This is a genomic window from Nonomuraea sp. NPDC049624, assembly GCF_040675255.1.
Taxonomy (GTDB): domain Bacteria; phylum Actinomycetota; class Actinomycetes; order Streptosporangiales; family Streptosporangiaceae; genus Nonomuraea.
Genome location: NZ_JBFAOR010000003.1, coordinates 441,054 through 460,754, shown reverse-complemented (window position 1 = coordinate 460,754; position 19,701 = coordinate 441,054). Strand labels below are relative to the sequence as shown.

7 protein-coding genes (1 of these 7 cut by a window edge) are annotated in these 19,701 nt (G+C 74.9%); all 7 read left to right on the top strand.

What is annotated here, in order from left to right; all coding sequences use genetic code 11:
* Positions 1–92 precede the first annotated feature (92 nt).
* Tightly spaced (each overlapping or abutting the next), the 7 genes in view from AB0J76_RS13540 to AB0J76_RS13510 form a layout consistent with a single transcriptional unit that may run on beyond the window.
* Positions 93–1,571: a thioesterase domain-containing protein gene (locus AB0J76_RS13540; RefSeq protein WP_352329761.1), complete on the top strand. Its 1,479-nt coding sequence runs from the start codon at positions 93–95 to the stop codon at positions 1,569–1,571.
* Positions 1,568–6,181 (top strand): amino acid adenylation domain-containing protein, encoded by a 4,614-nt coding sequence (locus tag AB0J76_RS13535; protein WP_364389530.1) that lies wholly within the window; start codon positions 1,568–1,570, stop codon positions 6,179–6,181. Before AB0J76_RS13540 ends, AB0J76_RS13535 begins: the two co-directional genes overlap by 4 nt.
* Positions 6,178–11,619, top strand: coding sequence for an SDR family NAD(P)-dependent oxidoreductase (locus AB0J76_RS13530; protein ID WP_364389528.1), 5,442 nt, complete (start codon positions 6,178–6,180; stop codon positions 11,617–11,619). The genes AB0J76_RS13535 and AB0J76_RS13530 overlap by 4 nt, the downstream gene beginning before the upstream one ends.
* A complete protein-coding gene (locus AB0J76_RS13525; protein WP_352323364.1) occupies positions 11,616–11,843 on the top strand; it encodes an MbtH family NRPS accessory protein in 228 nt (75 codons plus the stop codon). The genes AB0J76_RS13530 and AB0J76_RS13525 overlap by 4 nt, the downstream gene beginning before the upstream one ends.
* A complete protein-coding gene (locus AB0J76_RS13520) occupies positions 11,836–14,976 on the top strand; it encodes an amino acid adenylation domain-containing protein (protein WP_352323363.1) in 3,141 nt (1,046 codons plus the stop codon). The genes AB0J76_RS13525 and AB0J76_RS13520 overlap by 8 nt, the downstream gene beginning before the upstream one ends.
* Positions 14,973–18,101, top strand: a complete 3,129-nt coding sequence (locus AB0J76_RS13515; RefSeq protein ID WP_352323362.1) for an amino acid adenylation domain-containing protein — start codon at positions 14,973–14,975, stop codon at positions 18,099–18,101. Before AB0J76_RS13520 ends, AB0J76_RS13515 begins: the two co-directional genes overlap by 4 nt.
* Positions 18,094–19,701 carry the 5' portion of an amino acid adenylation domain-containing protein gene (locus AB0J76_RS13510; RefSeq protein WP_364389525.1) on the top strand. It continues 1,422 nt past the right edge of the window, so the window shows 1,608 of its 3,030 coding nt (coding positions 1–1,608); it begins with the start codon at positions 18,094–18,096; its stop codon lies beyond the right edge, outside the window. Before AB0J76_RS13515 ends, AB0J76_RS13510 begins: the two co-directional genes overlap by 8 nt.

The window sequence follows — 19,701 nt, the reverse complement described above, 5'->3', positions numbered from 1 at the left end:
TCGAACCCTGACGAGCGGCCCATATTTCCTGCTGCCCGCGCGACGACCTCGCCCGGCGCGGCAGACCTGCCGGAGGGTGACTTCGCGTCGCGATGCCAGAAGAACAGCCGCTGTCCGAGACACCGTTCGCCTCGCTGACGCGATACCCGCCCGGCGCTCGGACCCTCTTCTGCCTCCCCTACGCCGGTGGGGACGTCACCGCCTTCTGGGCGTGGCGGCAGGCGTTCGACGGCGTCCTGGACGTGCGGGTGGCCATGCTGCCCGGCCGGGAGGGCCGGGTGGCCGAGCCCGGCGCCCTGTCCCCTGAGCTGATCGCGCGGTCCGTCGCCGCCGCCGTCGACCGGGAGCGCAGGCCGTACTCGATCTACGGGCACAGCATGGGCGGCCGGGTCGCCTTCGAGGTGGTCCGCGAGCTGCGGCGGCTCGGCGTGCGGGCGCCCGACTGCCTCTACGTCGGCGCCGCGCACCCGCCGGAGCGCCAGGAGACGCTGGGACGGTGGACGGGCCTGGGCGACGAGGACCTGGTCGACGAGCTGATCCTGCGGCTCGGCGCGCCCGCGGAGTTACGCACGCAGCCCGAGGTCAAGGCCCTGCTCATCCCCGCCCTGCGCACGGACATGGAGTGGCTGCGCCGCTACCGCTTCACCCGCCAGGAACCCCTGGACGTGCCCATCGTCGCCTTCGCCGGCGCGCACGACCAGGAGGTCACCCACCCGACGATGCTCGCCTGGGCCCGCCACACCTCCTCGGCCTTCCGCCTGCACACGCTCGACGCCGCGCACCTCTTCCTCGCCACGCACGGTGCGGAGGTGGCGCGGACGATCGCGGCCGGCCCCGAGCGGAGCCTGGCCGCGGACGAGGTGCACGTGTGGCTGGCCGACCTCGACGGGCTGCCCGAGATGTGCGCGGCCCTCGACGAGCTGTCGCCCCGGGAGGCGGCGCGGGCGGCCCGGTTCCGGCAGGAGGACGGCCGGCGCGGGTTCGTCGGCAGGTCGGTGCTGCTGCGGCGGCTGCTCAGGGAGTACGGGGTCGAGCCGGGCCTCGCCGAGCCGCCCGGCCGGTCCGGCGGCCTGCCGTACGGCGGGACCGAGCTGACCTACAGCGTCACCCGGTCGGGCGGCCTGGCGCTGGTCGCGCTGACGACCGGCCGGGAGGTGGGCGCCGGCCTGGAGCGCTTCCGCCCGCCGGCGGACGAGCAGACGTTCTTCGAGCGGATGCTGGACGAGCGGGAGCGCGACGAGTTCGCCGCGCTGCCCGAGGAACTGCGGTTGCACAGCGCGTTGCGCACGTGGACGGCCAAGGAGGCGCTGCTGAAGGCGTCCGGTGGCGGGCTGCGGGTGGATCCGGCGCGGTTCGGGTTCGCCGGGCAGCGTCCGGGCCGGCCGTGGGTGCCGGAGGCGTCCCCCGAAGCAGGTGCCGAGGCGGAGTGGCTGGCGGGGTGGCGGGTGACGCACCTGCCGCTGGGCCGGGCGATCGCCGCGATCGCCGTGCGGGCGCCGGGCTTCCTGCTGCGTTTCGAGACGGTACGGGCAGGCCGGCTGGTACGGCCGGGTGTGGAGGCCGCAGGATGACACTCCTCAGCAGTCTGATCACGGCTCAGGCCGCGCGGACCCCGGACGCCCCGGCGGTCCGGCAGTGGGAGAACGTGCTCACCTACGCCGAGCTGGTCGAGCGGGCGTGGGCGCTGGCGGGCCGGCTGCGCGAGCTCGGCGTCGGGCCGGAGGCGCGGGTGGGGCTGTGCACCCGCCGCACCCCGCTGATGCCGGTGGCGGTGCTGGCCGTGCATCTGGCGGGCGGGGCGTACGTGCCGCTGGACCCGGGGCATCCGCGCCAGCGGCTGGAGGAGGTGCTGGAGGACGCCGGGATCGCGGTGGTCGTCGTGGACGAACGCGGCCACGAGCTCCTGGACGGCTGCGCCGCCACGCTCGTCGACGCCTTCCAGCCGGGGCCGGCCGAACCTCAGGAGAGCGGCGCCGTCGCGGGCAACGCGGCGTGGGTGATCTACACCTCCGGTTCCACCGGACGGCCCAAGGGCGTGGTGGTGAGCCACGCCAACGCGGTCTTCTTCGTCACCGCGACCGTCGCGCGCTTCGGCCTGGACGCGACCTGCAGCTCGATGGCCTTCTCCGCGCTCGGCTTCGACGCCTCGATCATGGACATGGTGCTCCCGCTGACCGTCGGCGGCTGCGTGCAGCTCGTGCCGGACGAGGACCGCGTGGACCCGGCCCGGTTGCAGCACTTCCTGGAGCGGCACGACGTCACCTGGGGCTACCTCCCGCCCGCGCTGCTGCCGCTGGTGGACCCGAGCCGGCTGCCGCACCTGCGGGACGTGGTGACGGCGGGCGAGCCGCCCCCGCCCGAGCAGGTGGCGCGATGGTCGGCGCACACCCGGTTCCACAACCTGTACGGCCCGACCGAGCTGACCGTCGTCGTGGTGGGCGGCGAGTTCCACGGCGTGTGGGAGCGTCCGCTGCCGATCGGCCGGCCGTTGAGCGGCTGCCGGGCGTACATCGTGGACGAGGACATGAACCAGTGCCCGCCGGGCGTCCCCGGCGAGCTGCTGGTCGGCGGGCCGCAGGTCAGCCGCGGCTACTTGGACCGGCCCGCGCTGACGGCCGAGCGGTTCGTGCCCGACCCCTTCTCGGACGAGCCGGGTGCGCGGCTGTACCGGACCGGCGACCACGTGGCGTGGCAGGAGGACGGCCAGATCGCGTTCATGGGCCGCCTCGACCGCCAGGTGAAGGTCCAGGGGCAGCGCGTGGAGATCGGCGAGGTGGAGACGACGCTGCGCGCCCATCCCGGGGTGCGGCAGGCGGTGGTGGACTTCGCGGGCGAGCTGGTCGCCTACGTGACGCCCGAGGACGCGCCCGACCTGGCCGCCCTGCGCGAGGACCTGGCGGTGCGGCTGCCGCCGTACATGCTGCCGACCAGGCTGGTCCGGCTGCCGCTGCTCCCGCTGAACGCCTCGGGCAAGGTGGACCTCGCCGCCCTGCGGGCGCAGTCGCAGCGGGAGCGGGGAACGGCGAGCGGGCTGGCCGGGATCTGGGCGCGGGTGCTGGAGGCGCCCGTCCCGGACGACGAGGACGACTTCTTCCAGCGCGGCGGCCACTCGCTGCGGGCCATGCGGCTGGTGGCCGCGGTACGCGCGGAGCTGGGCCGGGTGGTCTCGGTCCAGGACGTGTACGAGGGCCGGACCTACGGCGCGCTGCGCGCGCTCGTGGCGGACGCGGAGCGGGCCTCCGCCGCCGCGCCGCCCACCGGCAGCCCGGCCGCGTTCTCCCCCGCCCAGCGCCGGATGTGGTTCGTCGAGCAGCTGGCGCCCGAGTCGGCCGCGCACAACATCGCGATGGCCGAGCGGATCAGGGGCCCGCTCGACGTCGCCGCGCTGCGGCGGGCGCTCACCGCCGTGGTGGCGGCCCACGAGGCGCTGCGCTGGCGGGTGGCCTCGCGCGACGGGATCCCCGACGTGACGGTGGCGCCGCCGGGCGAGGTGCCGCTGCCGATCGACGACCTCTCCCCCGCCGAGCTGGACGCGGCGCTGCAGAAGGAGGCGCGGGAACGGTTCGACCTGGCCGCCGGGCCGCTGTTCCGGGCCCGGCTGCTCCGGCTGGCCCCCGGCGAGCACGTGCTCTGCCTGACCGCGCACCACCTGGTGTTCGACGGCTGGTCGCAGGACGTGCTCTTCCGCGGCCTGTCGGCCGCCTACCGCGGCGAGCCGGTCGAGGCGGGCGAGCACACGTTCGCCGACTACGTGCGCTGGCTGCGCGCGAACGGCGACGCCCAGGCGCTGGGCTGGTGGCGCGAGCGCCTGCAGGACGCCCCGCTGGTGCTGGACCTGCCCAGGGACGCGCCCAGGCCGCCCGCGCAGACCTTCCGCGGCGCCGCCGTCCGGGGCGAGGTGGACGCGGAACTGGCCGGCCGGGTGGCCGAGCTGGCGGCGGAACTCGGCACCACCCCGTACGCGGTGCTGCTGGCCGCCTTCGGACGCCGCCTGGCCACCCTCGCCGGACGGGACGACCTGGTGGTGGGCGCGGCCTACGCCGACCGGCCGCACGTGGCGTTCGAGTCGCTGGTGGGGATGTGCGTGCAGGTCCTGCCGCTGCGGCTGCGCCCCCGGGGCGACTTCGCCGGGCAGGTGACGGCGTGCGCGGCCGAGCTGAACGCGGCGATCAGGCACCGGGACGTGCCGCTCGGGCAGCTGCTGGAGTCGCTGCGGCTGCCGCGCGACCTGAGCCGCAACCCGATCACGCAGGTCATGTTCAACATGTACAACTTCGCGCAGGCCCATCTGGACCTGGACGGCTGCGTCAGCGAGACGCTGCGGCCGGGGCTGCCCGGGGCGCTGTTCGACCTGACGATGTACGTGGGCGAGCAGCGCGGCGGTTACGCGCTGGAGCTGGTCTACAACCCCGACCTGTTCTCCGCCGAGCGCATGACGGCGCTGGTCGACGGCTATGTCGAGCTGCTCGGCGACGTGCTGACCGGACAGGCGCGCCCCGAGCCCCCCGACGCCGCGCTGCCGGCCTGGGACGGGCCCGGCCTGCTGGAGCTGGCCGGCGACGCGCACGCCGGGGCACGGCGGCGGACCGAGGCGGCGCTGCGGAGCGCGGGGGTCGAGCCGGGGGCCGTGGTGGCCGTCGTCGCCTCCCGGGTGCCCGAGCTGCCGGGGGTCCTGCTCGGCGTGCTGGCGGCGGGGGCACGGTGGGTGGTGATCGACTCGGCCTATCCTCCGGCCGTCCAGGAGCGGCAGATCGCCGCCGCGGGAGCGCGGGCGGTCCTGCGGGACGACGGGATCGAGCTGCGCGAGGGCGGCGCCCTGCTGCCGGGTCCCGGCTACCTCTCGATGACCTCGGGCACCACGGGCGACCCCAAGGCGGTCGTCACCGGCGAGCGGCCGCTGGCCCATTTCCTGTCCTGGTACGTCCGCACCTTCGCCGTCGGGCCGCACGACCGGTTCGCGCTGCTGCACGGGCCGGCCCACGATCCGGCGCTGCGCGACATGTTCGTGCCGGCCGTGGCGGGCGCCGAGCTGTTCGTGCCCGAGCACGAGCTGGTCCGCGACCCCGGCAAGCTCGTCACCTGGCTGCGCGAGCACGCGATCACCGTCCTGCACCTGACGCCGCAGCTCGCGGCGATGCTGGCGGCCACCGGCGGCACGCTGCCCGACGTGCGGCTGGCCGGCGTGGGCGGCGACCTGTTCACCGGTGTCCAGGCGGCCCGGCTGCGCGCGCTCGTGCCCGATGCCCGGATCGTCGCCTTCTACGGCACGACCGAGACGCCGCAGGCGCACGCGTGGCACGAGCTCGCGGAGCCGTACCCGGAGGTCGTGCCGATCGGGCGGCCCGTCGAGGGCAGCGAGATCATCGTGGTGACGCCGGACGGCAGGCGGGCCGGTGTGGGCGAGCTCGGCGAGGTGGTCGTCCGCAGCCGCCACCTGTCCGACGGCTACCTGGATCCGGCGCTGACCGGCCGGCGCTTCGCCGGCGACCGGTTCCGCACCGGCGACCTCGGCCGGCGCAACCCCGACGGCACGATCACCCCGGCGGGGCGCGCCGACGACCAGGTGAAGGTGCGCGGCTTCCGGGTCGAGCTGGGCGAGGTGGAGGCCGCGCTCGCCGCCTGCCGGGACGTGCGCGCCGCCGCGGCCAGGGTCGAGGGCGGCACGCTCATCGGCTACGTGGTGCCCGCCCGGCCCGGCCTGGCGGCGCACCGCCTCCTGGACGAGCTGCGCGGCGCGCTGCCCGAGCACGCCGTCCCCAGCGAGGTGGTGGCACTGCCCGCGCTGCCGCTGACGCCCAACGGCAAGGTGGACCGCGCCGCGCTGCGCGGCCGGCCGGTCGAGCAGCCGAAGGCCGCCGGCGGCGGCCTCGACGGCCCCACCCAGAAGACGGTCGCCCAGGTGTGGCGCGCCGTGCTGGGCGTGCCGCGGCTCGGCCCCGACGACAACTTCTTCGAGATCGGCGGCCATTCGCTGGCCGTGGCGGCGGTGCAGGCCCGGCTGCGGGCGGCGACCGGCCGCGAGATCCCGATCACGGAGCTGTTCAGGCATCCCACGATCCGGACGCTGGCCGCTCATCTCGATGGCGCGGGCGGCAGTCCGGGGCTGGACCGGGCGGCACGCCGCCTGGCCTCACGGCGAGACAGGTTGAGGAACCGCAACGAGAAGGGGATTGCCCCATGACGGACGAGCCCACGGCCGAGCCGATCGCGATCATCGGCTTGTCGTGCCGAGTCCCGGGAGCGGGTGACGCGCAGCAGTTCTGGCGCAACCTCGCCGACGGCGTCGAGTCGCTGACCACGTACACCCTGGAGGAGCAACGGGCGCTGGGCACGGCGGAGAGCCTGCTGGCCGACCCGAACTTCGTGCCGGCCGCCATGACGCTGGACGACTACGAGGGCTTCGACGCGGCGTTCTTCGGCATGTCGATCAGGGAGGCCGAGGTCCGCGACCCGCAGCACCGGCTGTTCCTGGAGCTGTCGCACACGGCGCTGGAGGACGCGGGCTACGACCCGTTCCGCTACCCGGGCGAGATCGGCGTCTACGCCGGGACCGGGACGGACACCTACCAGTGGCGCAACATCCGCAGCAACGCCCAGGCCCACAAGAACGCCGGCTGGCTGGCGGTCATGGTGGGCAACCACGTCGACTACTGCGCCACCCTCACCTCCTACAAGCTCGACCTGCGCGGCCCCAGCTACACCGTGCACACCGCGTGCTCGACCGCGCTGGTGGCCTTCCACATCGCGTGCGAGGCGCTGCGCAACGGCGAATGCGACATGGCGCTGGCCGGCGCGGCCATGCTGGACCTGCCGCAGGGCGAGGGCTACATCTACGACCAGGACGGCATCGTCTCCCCCGACGGGCACACCCGTTCCTTCGACGCCGACGCCGGCGGCACGACCTGGGGCAGCGGCGGCGGCGTCCTGGTGCTGAAGCGGCTGTCGGAGGCGATCGAGGACCGCGACAACATCCGCGCGGTGGTCCTGGGCAACGCGATCAACAACGACGGCGCGGGCAAGGTCGGCTTCTCCGCGCCCAGCCTGGACGGCCAGGCCGCGGTCATCGCGCAGGCGCTGGGCGTCGGCGGCGTGGACCCCCGTACGGTCACCTACGTCGAGGCGCACGGCACCGGCACGGCGCTCGGCGACCCGATCGAGGTGGCCGCGCTGTCCAGCGTGTTCGCCCAGCACACGAGCGACACCCAGTGGTGCGGCATCGGCTCGGTCAAGAGCAACATCGGCCACCTCGGCCAGTCGGCCGGCATCCCCAGCCTGGTCAAGACGGTGCTGGCGCTGGAGAACAAGCTGATCCCGCCGACGTTGCACTTCAAGAGCCCCAACCCGAAGATCGACTTCCCGTCGAGCCCGTTCTACGTCGTCTCCTCGCCGACGAAGTGGGAGCGCGACGAGTTCCCGCGCCGCGCGGGCGTCAGCTCGTTCGGCATCGGCGGCACGAACGCGCACGCCGTGCTGGAGGAGGCCCCGCCGCGCCCGTCGCTGCCCCGTGAGCGGCCCGCGCACCTGCTGAAGCTGTCGGCCAGGACGGAGTCCGCGCTGGCCGCGGCGCGCGAACGGCTGGCCGCGCACCTGGCCGCGCACCCCGAGACGGACCTGGCCGACGCCGCGTTCACGCTGCGCGTGGGCCGCCGGGAGCTCAAGCACCGGGCCGTCGTCGTCGCCACCTCGCCGGGCGACGCGGTGGCCGCGCTGTCCGACCCCAGGCGGATCGTCACCGGCGCCAAGCCGAAGCGGCCGCCGCAGGTGGCCTTCCTCTTCTCCGGTCAGGGCGCCCAGTACGGCGGCATGGCCGCGGAGCTGTACCGCAACGAGCCGATCTTCCGCGAGGCGGTCGACGAGTGCGCGGCCGTCCTGGACGTGCGCGACCAGATCTTCGCCACCGGCGAGGAGGCGGACGAGGCGCTGCGGCAGACCTCCCTCACCCAGCCCGCCCTGTTCACCGTCGAGTACGCGCTGGCCAGGCTCTGGCTCTCGCTGGGCGTCGAGCCCGCCGCGATGATCGGCCACAGCATCGGCGAGTACGCGGCGGCCACCGTCGCCGGCGTCTTCACCCTGCCCGACGCGATGCGGCTGGTCGCGGCGCGCGGCCGGCTGATCCAGGCGCTGCCGCCGGGTTCCATGCTGGCCGTGCAGCTCATGCCCGACGAGATCGCGCCGATGCTGCCCGACGACGTCTCCGTGGCCACCGTCAACGGCCCCGGCACGTGCGTCGTGTCCGGCCCGTCGGAGTCGATCGCGGAGCTGGCCGAGATGCTGGAGGAGGAGGGCATCGGCTGCACCCGGCTGCGCACCTCGCACGCCTTCCACTCGGCGATGATGGAGCCGATGCTGCGCGAGTTCCGCGAGCTGGTCGCGGCGGCCCGCCCGGCCGCGCCGAGCCTGCCGTTCCTGTCCAACGTGACCGGCACCTGGATCACCGCCGCGGAGGCCACCGACCCGTCCTACTGGGCCAGGCACGTGCGCGAACCGGTCCGCTTCGGCGACTGCGTCTCGACGCTCCTGGCCGACGGCGAATGGATCATGATCGAGTGCGGGCCGGGCCGGCAGCTGTGCGGCCTGGCCGGCACCCAGCTGGCCGCCGGCGCGATCGCGCCGCTGCCGTCGCTGCCCGGCCCGCGCGACCGGGCCGGCGACGTCGCGGTCCTCTCGCAGGCCGTGGGCGCGCTGTGGGTGCACGGCATCGAGCTGAACGACTTCGGCGCCCCCGGCTTCCGCGTCTCGCTGCCGGGCTACCCGTGGGAGCGGCAGCGCGCCTGGATCGACCCCGACCCGCAGGGCGCCTTCGCCGGCGGCGTCGCCCGTCCGCAGCAGGCCGACGGCCCCCTGCCGCCCGAGCGGTGGTACGGCGTGCCCGTCTGGCACCAGGCGCCGGCCCGTCCGGGGACTCCGTCGCCGGTCACGCGCTGCCTGGCCTTCGTGGACGAGGACTCGGCCGCGCTGGCCGACGCGCTGCGCGCCTCCGGGGCCGAGGTGCTGGAGGTGCGGCCGGGTGCCGCGTTCGGCGCCTTCGACGGGCACTTCACGGTGCGGCCGGCCGTACGGGAGGACTACGACGCGCTGCTGGAGGCGGTCGGCGAGATCCCCGAGCGGATCGTGCACGCCTGGGCCCTCACCGGCGGCGAGCAGGCGTGGGCGGCGCAGGACCGCGGCTTCTTCGGCGTCCTGGGTCTCGTGCAGGCGCTGTCGGCGGCCCAGCCGCCGGGCGGCGTGCAGCTCGATCTGGTGACCGCGGGCACGATGGACGTCGTCGGCGGCGACCTGACCCGGCCGGAGCACGCGACGCTGGCGGCCTTCACCCGGGTCGTCCCGCTGGAGACGCCGTGGCTGCGCGTCCGCCACATCGACGCGCCGGACGGGGACACGAACCGGGCGGCGGCGGTGCTAAGCATCGCCGCCGAGCTGGGCCGCGCGCCGGAGCCGGGCGAGGCCGGGCTGCTGGCCCCGGTCGCCCTGCGCGGCGGCAAGCGCTGGCTGCTCGGATACGAGCAGGTGGAGGTGGACAGCGAGCCGGGCGAGCCGCGCGACGGCCAGGTGTACGTGATCACCGGCGGCCTGGGCGGCATCGGCATCTCGCTGGCCGAGGACCTGGCGGCGCGGGCCCGCGTCGGCATCGTCCTGCTGTCCAGGAGCGGGCTGCCCGAAGGCCCGCCGCGGTCGGCCCGCGAGGCGCGCGCCGCCGAGGCGATCGGCCGGATGGAGGCCGCCGGGGCGCGGGTGCTGACCCTGGCCGCCGACGTGACCGACCCGGCGGACATGCGCCGGGTCAGGGACGAGACGCTGGCCGCCTTCGGCCGGGTGGACGTGCTCGTGCACGCGGCCGGCCTGCCCGGCGGCGGCATGGCCCAGGTCAAGGAGCGGGAGGCGGCCGAGGCCGTGCTGCGGCCCAAGCTGCTCGGCACGCTGGCGCTGCAGGAGGCGTTCGGCGACCTGGAGCTGGAGGCCGTGGTGCTCTGCTCGTCGATCACCGCGGTGGCCGGCGGGTTCGGCCAGATCGACTACTGCGCGGCCAACAACTTCCTCGACGCGCACGCCCGCGCCGGACGAGGCTGGAACGCCGCCCAGGTCGTCAGCGTCAACTGGGGCAGGTGGCTGGAAGTCGGCATGGCGGTGGAGACCGCGGCGCCCGCGGGATTCGTCGCGTTGCAGCGCGGCGACCGGATCAAGGCGCTCGACCACCCGGTCCTCGACGCGCGGCACGCCGGGGAGATCGGCGGGCTCGACTGGTGCAGCGGCACGCTCTCGCCCGGCACGCACTGGGTGCTGGACGAGCACCGCATCGCCGACGTGCCGGTGCTGCCCGGCACCGGCCACGTCGAGCTGGCCAGGACGGCCGCCGAGGCGGTGCTGCCCGGCGGCGGGCTGGTCGAGCTGCGGGACGTGGTGTTCGTCGAACCGCTGTCGGTGGCCGACGGCGCGACCGCCGAGGTACGGGTGCTCTTCACCCCGGAGGCGGACGGCGCCGACTTCCAGGTGCAGAGCATCATCGGCGGCTCGCACCGCACCCACGCCAGGGGCACCGCGGCCAAGGTGAGCCCGCCGCCCGCCGACCGGGTGGACCTGCGCGCCATCATGGACCGCTGCGTGTCCTCGGCGGACGAGCAGGGCGGCGTCCCGCTGTCGGGCCTGCTCACGCTGGGCGCGCACTGGCACCGGACGCTGACCGCCACGCATGTCGGCCGGCAGGAGGCGCTCGGCCTGTTCGAGGCCAACGACGCGCTGATGGCCGACCTCGACCGGTGGGGGCTGCACCCGGCGCTGCTCGACGCCGCCACCACCTTCAGCTGGGTCGCGGTCGAGGGCCACTACCTGCCGCTCGGCTACGGCCGCATCACCGTCTTCGGCAGCCTGCCGGAGGCGTTCTGGAGCCATCTGCGCATCACCAGCACCGACACCGACGAGGTGCTGGTCGTCGACGTCACGTTGATCGCGCCCGACGGCACGGTGCTGGTGCAGATCTCCGACTACGTGCTGCGCAGGATCGACACCGAGGCCGTGGTCTCCGGGGTGCGCTCCAGCGCCGGGTCCCAGGTCGCCGCCCCGGCCGCGGCCGCGTCCACGGCGGCGACGGCGGCGCCGATCGCGGCCGACGACGCGGCCGGCATCAGGCCGGCCGACGGGGCGCTCTCCCTGCGCAGGCTGCTCGCCGCCCCGCTCGGCCCCCAGGTCGTGGTGGCGGCCAGCACGGTGGCCGAGCTCGTCGCCGGCGTCGGCTCGCTGACCCAGGAGACCGTCGAGAGCGAGCTCGATCCGGCGGCGGTCGCCGACCGGCACGACAAGGCGCCCGCCGAGGGCTACGTCGCGCCGCGCAACGACGCCGAGGCCACCATCGCCCGCCTGTGGGGCGAGGTGCTCGGCGGCGACCACATCGGCGTCGACGACGACTTCTTCGAGCTGGGCGGCAACTCGCTCATCGCGGTCCAGCTGATCGCCCTGATCCGCAAGGAGCTGGGGGTCCGGCTGCCGATGCGCAACCTCTTCGAGGAGCCGACCGTGGCCGGGGTCGCGGCCCTGATCGACGCCGCCACGGCTTCGGCCCCCGAGCCCGCTCCTTCCGGGCCCGCCACCCAGACCATCCCCCGCCTCCCCCGGAGTTCCGCATGAGCACAGAGACCAGCACAGAGAACAGCACAGAAACCAGCGCAGACACCAAGGTCGTACGCAACGACGAGGAGCAGTACTCCATCTGGCCCGCCGGCCGGGACAACCCCTCCGGCTGGTACGACGCCGGTTTCTCCGGCACCAAGGAAGCCTGTCTGGCGCACATCGAGCAGGTGTGGACCGACATGCGGCCGAAGAGTCTGCGAGAGGCCATGGACAGTGAGTGATGCCTTCCCCGCATCCTCCGGCCAGGAGCGGATGTGGTTCCTTTCACGCTTCGAGCCCGATCTGGCCGTCTACAACATCGGCATGGTCATGCCGATGGCGGCCAGGCAGCCGGTGGACCCCCGCCGGCTGGAGCGGGCGATCGATCTGGTCGTGCGGCGTCATGAGGCGCTGCGCACCACGTTCGACTTCCGGGACGGGCAGGTCGTGCAGATCGTCCACCCCGGCGCGCCGCCCACGGCGCTGACCGAGACGGACCTGAGCCACCTTCCGCGGGCCGCCGCCGAGGCGGAGCTGGCCCGTCTGGCCAGGGCGGACGCGGTGCTGCCGTTCGACATGGAACGGGCGCCGCTGTACCGCGGCAGGCACGTCAAGCTGGCCGAGGACGACCTGCGGCTGGTTGTCGTCTTCGACCACACGATCTTCGACGGCGTCTCCTCCATGGTCTTCATGGACGAGGTGGAGGAGTGTTACGACGCGCTCGGCGAGGACCGGCCGCCGAAGCTGCCCGAGCTGCCGATCCAGTTCGCCGACTTCGCCGTGTGGCAGCGCGGCAGGTTGTCCGGCGAGTTCCTGGAGACCGAGCTGGTGCACTGGCGCGAGCGGCTGGCCGGGGTGCCGGCCGATCTCGCCCTGCCGGGCGACCGGCCGCGGCCGGCCCGCCGCAGCTACCGGGGCGGGATCCGGCTCGGCGCCTACTCCCCCGAGCTGTCGGCGGCCGTGGAGCGGCTGGCCAAGGAGCTCAACACGACGTTGTTCACGGTGATGCTCACCGCGTACGCCGCCGTGTTGTCGCGCTGGTCGGGGATCGACGACATCGTGGTGGGCACGCCGGTCGCGGGCCGGCTGCTGCCCGAGACCGAGCCGGTCATCGGCATGTTCGTCAACGCGGTGCCGCTGCGCGTGGACCTGTCGGGCGCGCCCGGCTTCCGCGAGGCGGCCGGGCGCGTGCGGGCGACGGTGGCCGAGGCGCTGGACCATCAGGAGCTGCCGTTCGAGCGGCTCGTGGAGGACCTGCAACCGGCCCGGGACCTGAGCGTGCCGCCGATCTACCAGGTGATGTTCAACCTGGCGATCCGCACCAACGAAGGGCAGATCGCCAACGGCACCGCCAAGGTGGACCTCCAGCTCGACGTCAACATGCGCGACGGGGTGCTGCACACCCGGCTGGAGTACGCCACCGACCTGTTCGACGCCGAGACGATCGAACGCTTCGAGGCGAACCTGCGCACGCTGGTCGAGTCGGCCGCCGCCGACCCCGACCGGGCGGTCCCCGAGCTGCCCGTGCTCGACGCGGACGAGCGTGCGCGCGTGCTGGCCCTGGGGGACGGCGGGCCGCAGGCCGAGCCGGGCACCCTGCACACGTTGATCGAGGCCCGGGCCGCCGCGACCCCCGACGCGCCCGCGGTGCTCTTCGGCGACCTCACGCTGACCTACGCCGAGCTGAACGGCCGCGCCAACCGGCTGGCCCGGCGGTTGCGGCAGATCGGCGTGGAGCGCGGCCGGCCCGTGGCGGTCTGCGCGGAACGCTCGCCCGAGCTGGTCGTCGCGCTGCTGGCGGTGCTCAAGGCGGGCGGGGCGTACGTGCCGCTCGATCCGGAGTACCCGCGGGACCGGCTGGAGTTCATGCTGTCCGACTCCGGCGCGCGGGTGCTGCTCACCCAGCGCCACCTGCCGTCCTTCGGGCCGGTCGAGACGGTGCTGCTGGAGGACGACCACGACCTCGGCTCCGGCGACCTCGACCCGGTGACCGGGCCGGACGACGCCGCGTACCTGATCTACACCTCGGGCTCGACCGGCCGGCCGAAGGCCGTGGTCAACACCCATCGCGGCATCGTCAACCGGCTCGCCTGGATGCAGGAGACGTTCGGCCTGACGGCCGGCGACGTGGTGATGCAGAAGACGCCGACCAGCTTCGACGTGTCGGTGTGGGAGTTCTTCTGGCCGCTGCTGCAGGGCGCCTGCCTCGTCCCGGTGCGGCCGGGCGGCCACCGCGACCCCGCCCACCAGCGTGACCTGGTCAAGCGGCACGCGGTCACCACGATGCACTTCGTGCCGTCGATGCTCGCGCTCTTCCTGGAGGAGGCGAACATCGAGTCGTGCGCGTCGCTGCGGCGGGTGGTGTGCAGCGGCGAGGAGCTGCCGCCCAGGACGGCGGCCCGCTTCTTCGAGCGCCTGCCCGGCGTGGAGCTGCACAACCTGTACGGCCCCACCGAGGCCGCCGTGGACGTCTCCTGGCACGCCTGCCGGCCGGGCGAGACCGTGATCCCCATCGGCCGTCCGATGCCCGGCTGCCGTCTGCACGTGCTCGACGAGCGCCTGGAGCCGATGCCCGTCGGCGTGCCCGGCCAGCTGCACATCGGCGGCGTCCAGGTGGCCCGCGGCTACGCGGGACGGCCGGGGCTGACGGCCGAGCGCTTCGTCCCCGACCCGTACGGGCCGCCGGGGGCGCGGCTGTACGCCACCGGCGACCTGGCCAGGCTGCGCGCCGACGGGGAGCTGGAGTTCCTCGGCCGCATCGACGACCAGGTCAAGGTGCACGGCTGGCGGGTCGAGCTGGGCGAGGTCGAGGCGGCGCTGGCCGCGGACCCACGCGTGCGCGGGGTCGTCGTCGCCCTGCGCGACGACGCGCCGGGCGGCCGCGGGCTGGTGGCCTACGTGGACTGGACGGGCGATCCGAGCCGGTTGTCGCACGAGCTGCGGACCGGGCCGGCCCGCACGTTGCCGTCGGCGCTGGTGCCGCAGGCGTTCGTGCCGGTCACCGAGTTCCCCGTGGGGCCGAGCGGGAAGCTCGACCGGGCCGCGCTGCCGTCGCCCACCGGGCCCGGCCGCAGCGATCTCGGCACCAGCTACGTCGCGCCGGAGACGCCGCTGGAGGAGGAGCTGTGCGCGCTCTGGGGCGAGCTGCTCGGCCGTGACCGGGTGGGCGTCGAGGACGACTTCTTCGCGCTCGGCGGGCACTCGCTGCTGGCCGTCCTGCTGATCACCCGGTACCGGGAGGCGTACGGGATCGAGATGGACCTGCGGGTGTGCTTCGAGCTCACCACGGTGGCCGAGCACGCGCTGGCCGTGCTGGAACTCCAGCTCGGCGACGTCGAGCTGGACGATCTCCTGGCGGAGGACGCGGACGGATGAGCGAGGTGAGAGGGCGGCTGGCCCGCCTCAGCCCGGAGCAGCGCGCGGCGCTGGAGCGCAGGCTCCAGCGGCAGCCCAAGGCCCGGCCCGCCGGGATCCCCCCGCGCAGCGACCCGGACGCGCCGGCGCCGCTCTCCTACGGGCAGGAGCGGCTGTGGTTCCTGCAGCGGCTCGACCCCGCCGACGCCTCCTACAACATGTACATGGTGCAGCGGCTGCGCGGCGAGCTGTCCATCCGTGACCTGGCCGGGGCGCTGGCCACCGTGGCGGCGCGGCACCCGATGCTGCGGGCCCGCTTCCCCGCGGTGGAGGGCAGCCCGGTCCAGGTCGTGGAGCCGGCGCTGAAGCTCGATCCGGTGCTGGTGGACCTCACGGACCTGCCCGCCGCCGAACGCGAGGCGCGCGCCACGGCGATCGTGGCCGAGCTGACCAACACGCCGTTCGACCTGGCCACGGGGCCGCTGGTGCGGGTGCACCTGATCACGCTGGCGGCGACCGATCACGTGCTCTGCCTGGTCCTGCACCACCTGGTGGCGGACGGCTGGTCACTGAAGATCATCTTCTCGGAGCTGGCCGCCTGCTACACGGGGAACGCGGCCGGGCTGGGCGTGCCGTCGATCGACTACCGCGACTTCGCGGCCTGGCAGCGCGGCCGTGAGCCGTCGCGGGAGTCGCTGGACTACTGGCGCGCCAAGCTCGACGGCGTGCAGCCGCTCGACCTGCCCACGGACCGGCCGCGGCCGGCCGTACGGGTGGCCAGCGGCGACTACTGCGCGCGGCGCATCGGCCCCGAGCTGACCGCCCGGCTGGAGCAGCTGGCCAAGGACGAGCGCGGCACGCTGTTCATGGTCCTGCTGGCCGCCTACCAGCTCCTGCTGGGCGCGCACTGCGGCGCCGACGACCTGACGGTCGGCTCGGTCATCGCCGGCCGCGACCGTCCGGAGCTCCAGGACGTCGTCGGCTTCTTCCCCGAGACGCTCGTGCTGCGCGGGGACCTGTCCGGCGACCCGTCCTTCCGCACGCTGCTCGCGCGGACCAAGGCCACGGTCCTGGACGCGTTCGCGCACCAGGACATCCCCTTCGAACGCCTGCTCAACGACCTCGGCATCCGCCGCGACCTGAGCACGACGCCGCTGTTCCAGGCGATGTTCGTGATCCAGGACAAGGAGGCCGGCGCCCTGCCGCTGCCCGGCGTCGAGGCGGAGATGTTCGACCCGGGCGCGACCCAGGCCAAGTTCGACCTGATGCTGGACGTCACCCAGTTCGACGGCTCCCTCTGGGCGATGTTGTCCTACGCCCGCGACCTGTTCGAGGAGGAGACCGCGACGCGGTTGCTGCGGCGGTGGGAGCGGGTGCTGGAGGCGGTCGTGCGCGACCCGGGCACGCAGCTGTCCGCGCTGCGCGCGGCCATGCTGCTGCCCGAGGACCGGCCGCAGGTCCTCGACACCCCGCAGCCCCCCGCGCGCGACGTGCTCGACCTCTTCCAGGAGCGCGTACGGCTGGCGCCCGGCGCGACGGCGGTGAGCCACGGCGACCGCCGGGTCACCTACGCCGAGCTGGACGCCATGGCCGCCGCGCTGGCCGGACGCCTGGCCGCGGCCGGGGTCGGCCCGGACACGGTCGTCGGCCTGCGCGCCGGGCGCTCGGTGGAGCTGATCGCCGGGATGCTCGCCGTCGGCCGGGCGGGCGGCGCCTACCTGCCGCTCGACCCGGCGTACCCGCCGGAGCGGCTGCGGTGGATGGCGGCCGACGCCGGCGCGGCCCTGGTGCTGGACGAGGACGATCTCCGCGAGTCGCCGCAGGCGCCGCGCGCCGAGGCCGCGGGGCCTGGCTCGCTGGCCTACGTGATCTACACCTCGGGCTCGACCGGGCGTCCCAAGGGCGTGGAGGTGCCGCGTGAGGCGCTGGCGTCGCGGGTGGGCTGGATGCGCGGCCACTACGAGCTCGGGCCGGGCGACCGCGTCCTGCAGTTCGCCTCGCCGAGCTTCGACACGCACGCCGAGGAGATCTACCCGGCGCTGGCCGCCGGCGCGGAGCTCGTCCTGTGCCCGGACGAGCCGCTGCCGGACTTCCTGAAGACCCCGGAGGGCGCCGCGCTCACCGTGCTGGACCTGCCCACGTCGTACTGGCAGGAGCTGGTGGCCATGGGCGTCGAATGGCCGCCCGGCCTGCGGCTGGTCATCCTGGGCGCCGACCCGCTGCCCGGCCCCGCGCTGGCCGCCTGGTACGCGTCCGGCCCCCGGGGCGTGCGCCTGGTCAACAGCTACGGCCCCACCGAGGCCACGATCATCGCCGCCACCGCCGAGATGGACCCGTCCGAGGCGCTGCGCCGCCCGGCCGTGGGCGTCGCCCTGCCCGGCACCACGCTCCAGGTGCTGGGGCCCGACGGGCTCCCGGTGCCGGCCGGTGTCGCGGGCGAGCTGCACATCGGCGGCAGCGGCCTGGCCCGCGGCTACCGGGGCGCGCCCGCTCGCACGGCCGAGCGGTTCGTCCCCGGCCCAGGCGGGTCGCGCCTCTACCGCACCGGCGACCGGGCCCGCTTCCGCCTGGACGGCAGCCTGGAGATCCTCGGCCGCCTGGACCGGCAGGTGAAGGTGCGCGGTTACCGGGTCGAGCCGGGCGAGGTGGAGTCGGCGCTGCTCGCCCACCCGTCGGTGCGGCAGGCCACGGTGGTGGTCCACGACGACCGGCTGATCGCCTACGCCGTCCACGACGCCGGGGACGCCCTACGCGAGCACCTGGCCGCCGAGCTGCCCCCGCACATGGTGCCCAGCGCGATCGTCTCGCTCGACCGCATCCCGCTGACCCCCGGCGGCAAGGTCGACCGGGACGCCCTGCCCGCGCCGGGCCGGCCGCGCGGCGCCGCCTACGAGCCGCCGGCCGGCCCGGCCGAGGAGCTCGTCTGCCTGGTCTGGGCCGAGGTGCTGGGGCTGGAGCGGGTGGGCGTGCTGGACGACTTCTTCCAGCTCGGCGGCCACTCGCTGCTGGCCACCAGGACCACCGCCCGCATCGCCGCGGCCGTCGAGCTGGACGTGCCGCTCAAGCTGGCCTTCACCCACCCGACGCCACGCCTGCTGGCCGCGGCCCTGGAACACCTGGCCGAGGAGGCCGACGAGCGTGGATGAACGGCGAACCCGCGTGCAGGCCCGCTTCCGCAAGGCGGTCGCGGGCCTGGGCGCCGCGGAGCAGATCCCGCGACGTGCCGAGGGCAGCGATCCGCCGCTGTCGTTCGCGCAGGAGCGGCTGTGGTTCATGGAGCAGTTCGCCCCCGGGACGAGCGCGTACGTGCTGCCCGTGTCGGCCCGGCTGCGCGGCCCGCTCGACGTCGAACGGCTGCGGGAGTCGCTGGACGCCGTGGTCGCCCGGCACGAGAGCCTGCGCATGACCTTCCCCGCCGGCCCCGACGGGCGGCCGGAGGTGCGGGTGGCGGACCGGGTGCGGGTGCCACTGCGCGTCGTGGACGTGCCGGGCGAGGCGGCGGCCAGGCAGGTGCTGAGCGCCGACGCCGCACTCCCCTTCGAGCTGGCGGACGGCCCGCTGCTGCGCGCCACCCTGGTCCGGCTCGCGCCCGACGACCACGCGCTGCTGGTGGCGGTCCATCACATCGTCGCCGACGGCTGGTCGGCCGACCTCATCCTCCGCGAGCTGCTGACGCCGCCGCAGAGCGGGCCGCGGCTGGGCTTCGGCGACTACGCCCTGTGGCAGCGGGAGCGGTTGAGCGGCGACCGGCTGGCCGCCGACCTGGCGTTCTGGCGCGCCGAGCTGGACGGGTTGCAGGTGCTCGACCTGCCCCTGGACCGGCCGCGCCCGGCCCGGCAGACCTTCCGGGGCGGCTGGCACGACGTGGAGCTGGACGTGGCGGCGTTCCGCGAGTTGTGCCGGGCCGAGGGGGCGACGCTCTACATGGGGCTGCTCGCCGCCTTCCAGGTGCTGCTGGCCCGCTGGTCCGGCACGACCGGCTTCGCGGTGGGGTCGCCGGTGGCCGGACGGACCCGGCCGGAGTTCGAGGACATGGTCGGGCTGTTCGTCAACCTGCTCCCGCTGCGGGCGCGGCTGGCGGGCGACCCCGGCTTCGCCGAGCTGCTGCGCCGCACGCGGGACGGCGCGATCGAGGTCTACGGCCACCAGGAGCTGCCCTTCGAGAAGCTGGTCGCCGAGCTGGACCCCGAACGCGACGTCAGCCGCCCGCCGCTGGTCCAGGTGCTGTTCGCGCTGCAGAGCTACCGCGGCGACGGCGAGGGCTTCGAGCCGGACAGCACGACCACCCGGTTCGACCTGGAGCTCTACGCCGCCGAGCGGGGCGAGTTGTTGCAGGGCCGCTTCGTCTACAACGCCGAGCTGTTCCGGCCGGAGACGATCGAGCGGCTGGCGCAGCGGTTCGCCGCGCTGTTGCGTGCGGTGGTGGCGTCCCCCGACGTGCCGGTGGGGCGTCTGGACATCCTGCCGGACGAGGAGCGGAGGCAGCTCGCGCGCTGGAACGCCACCGATCGGGAACATCCGGGCGGCACCCTGCACGACCTGGTCTTCGAGCAGGCCGAGCGCACCCCGGACGCGACGGCGGTCGTCTTCGAGGGCGACCGGCTGACCTACCGCGAGCTGGCCGAACGGGCCCGCGCGGTGGCCGCCGGGCTGGACGTGCGGGTGGACCAGCCGGTGGGCGTCTGCATGGAACGCGGGCTGGACCTGCCCGTCGTGCTCCTCGGCGTGCTGGCGGCCGGCGGCGCC

Excerpts from the sequence above, each read along its gene's own strand:
- AB0J76_RS13540 (WP_352329761.1), top strand. The coding sequence starts at position 93 with ATGCCAGAAGAACAGCCGCTGTCCGAGACACCGTTCGCCTCGCTGACG.
- AB0J76_RS13535 (WP_364389530.1), top strand. The coding sequence starts at position 1,568 with ATGACACTCCTCAGCAGTCTGATCACGGCTCAGGCCGCGCGGACCCCG.
- AB0J76_RS13530 (WP_364389528.1), top strand. The coding sequence starts at position 6,178 with ATGACGGACGAGCCCACGGCCGAGCCGATCGCGATCATCGGCTTGTCG.
- AB0J76_RS13525 (WP_352323364.1), top strand. The coding sequence starts at position 11,616 with ATGAGCACAGAGACCAGCACAGAGAACAGCACAGAAACCAGCGCAGAC.
- AB0J76_RS13515 (WP_352323362.1), top strand. The coding sequence starts at position 14,973 with ATGAGCGAGGTGAGAGGGCGGCTGGCCCGCCTCAGCCCGGAGCAGCGC.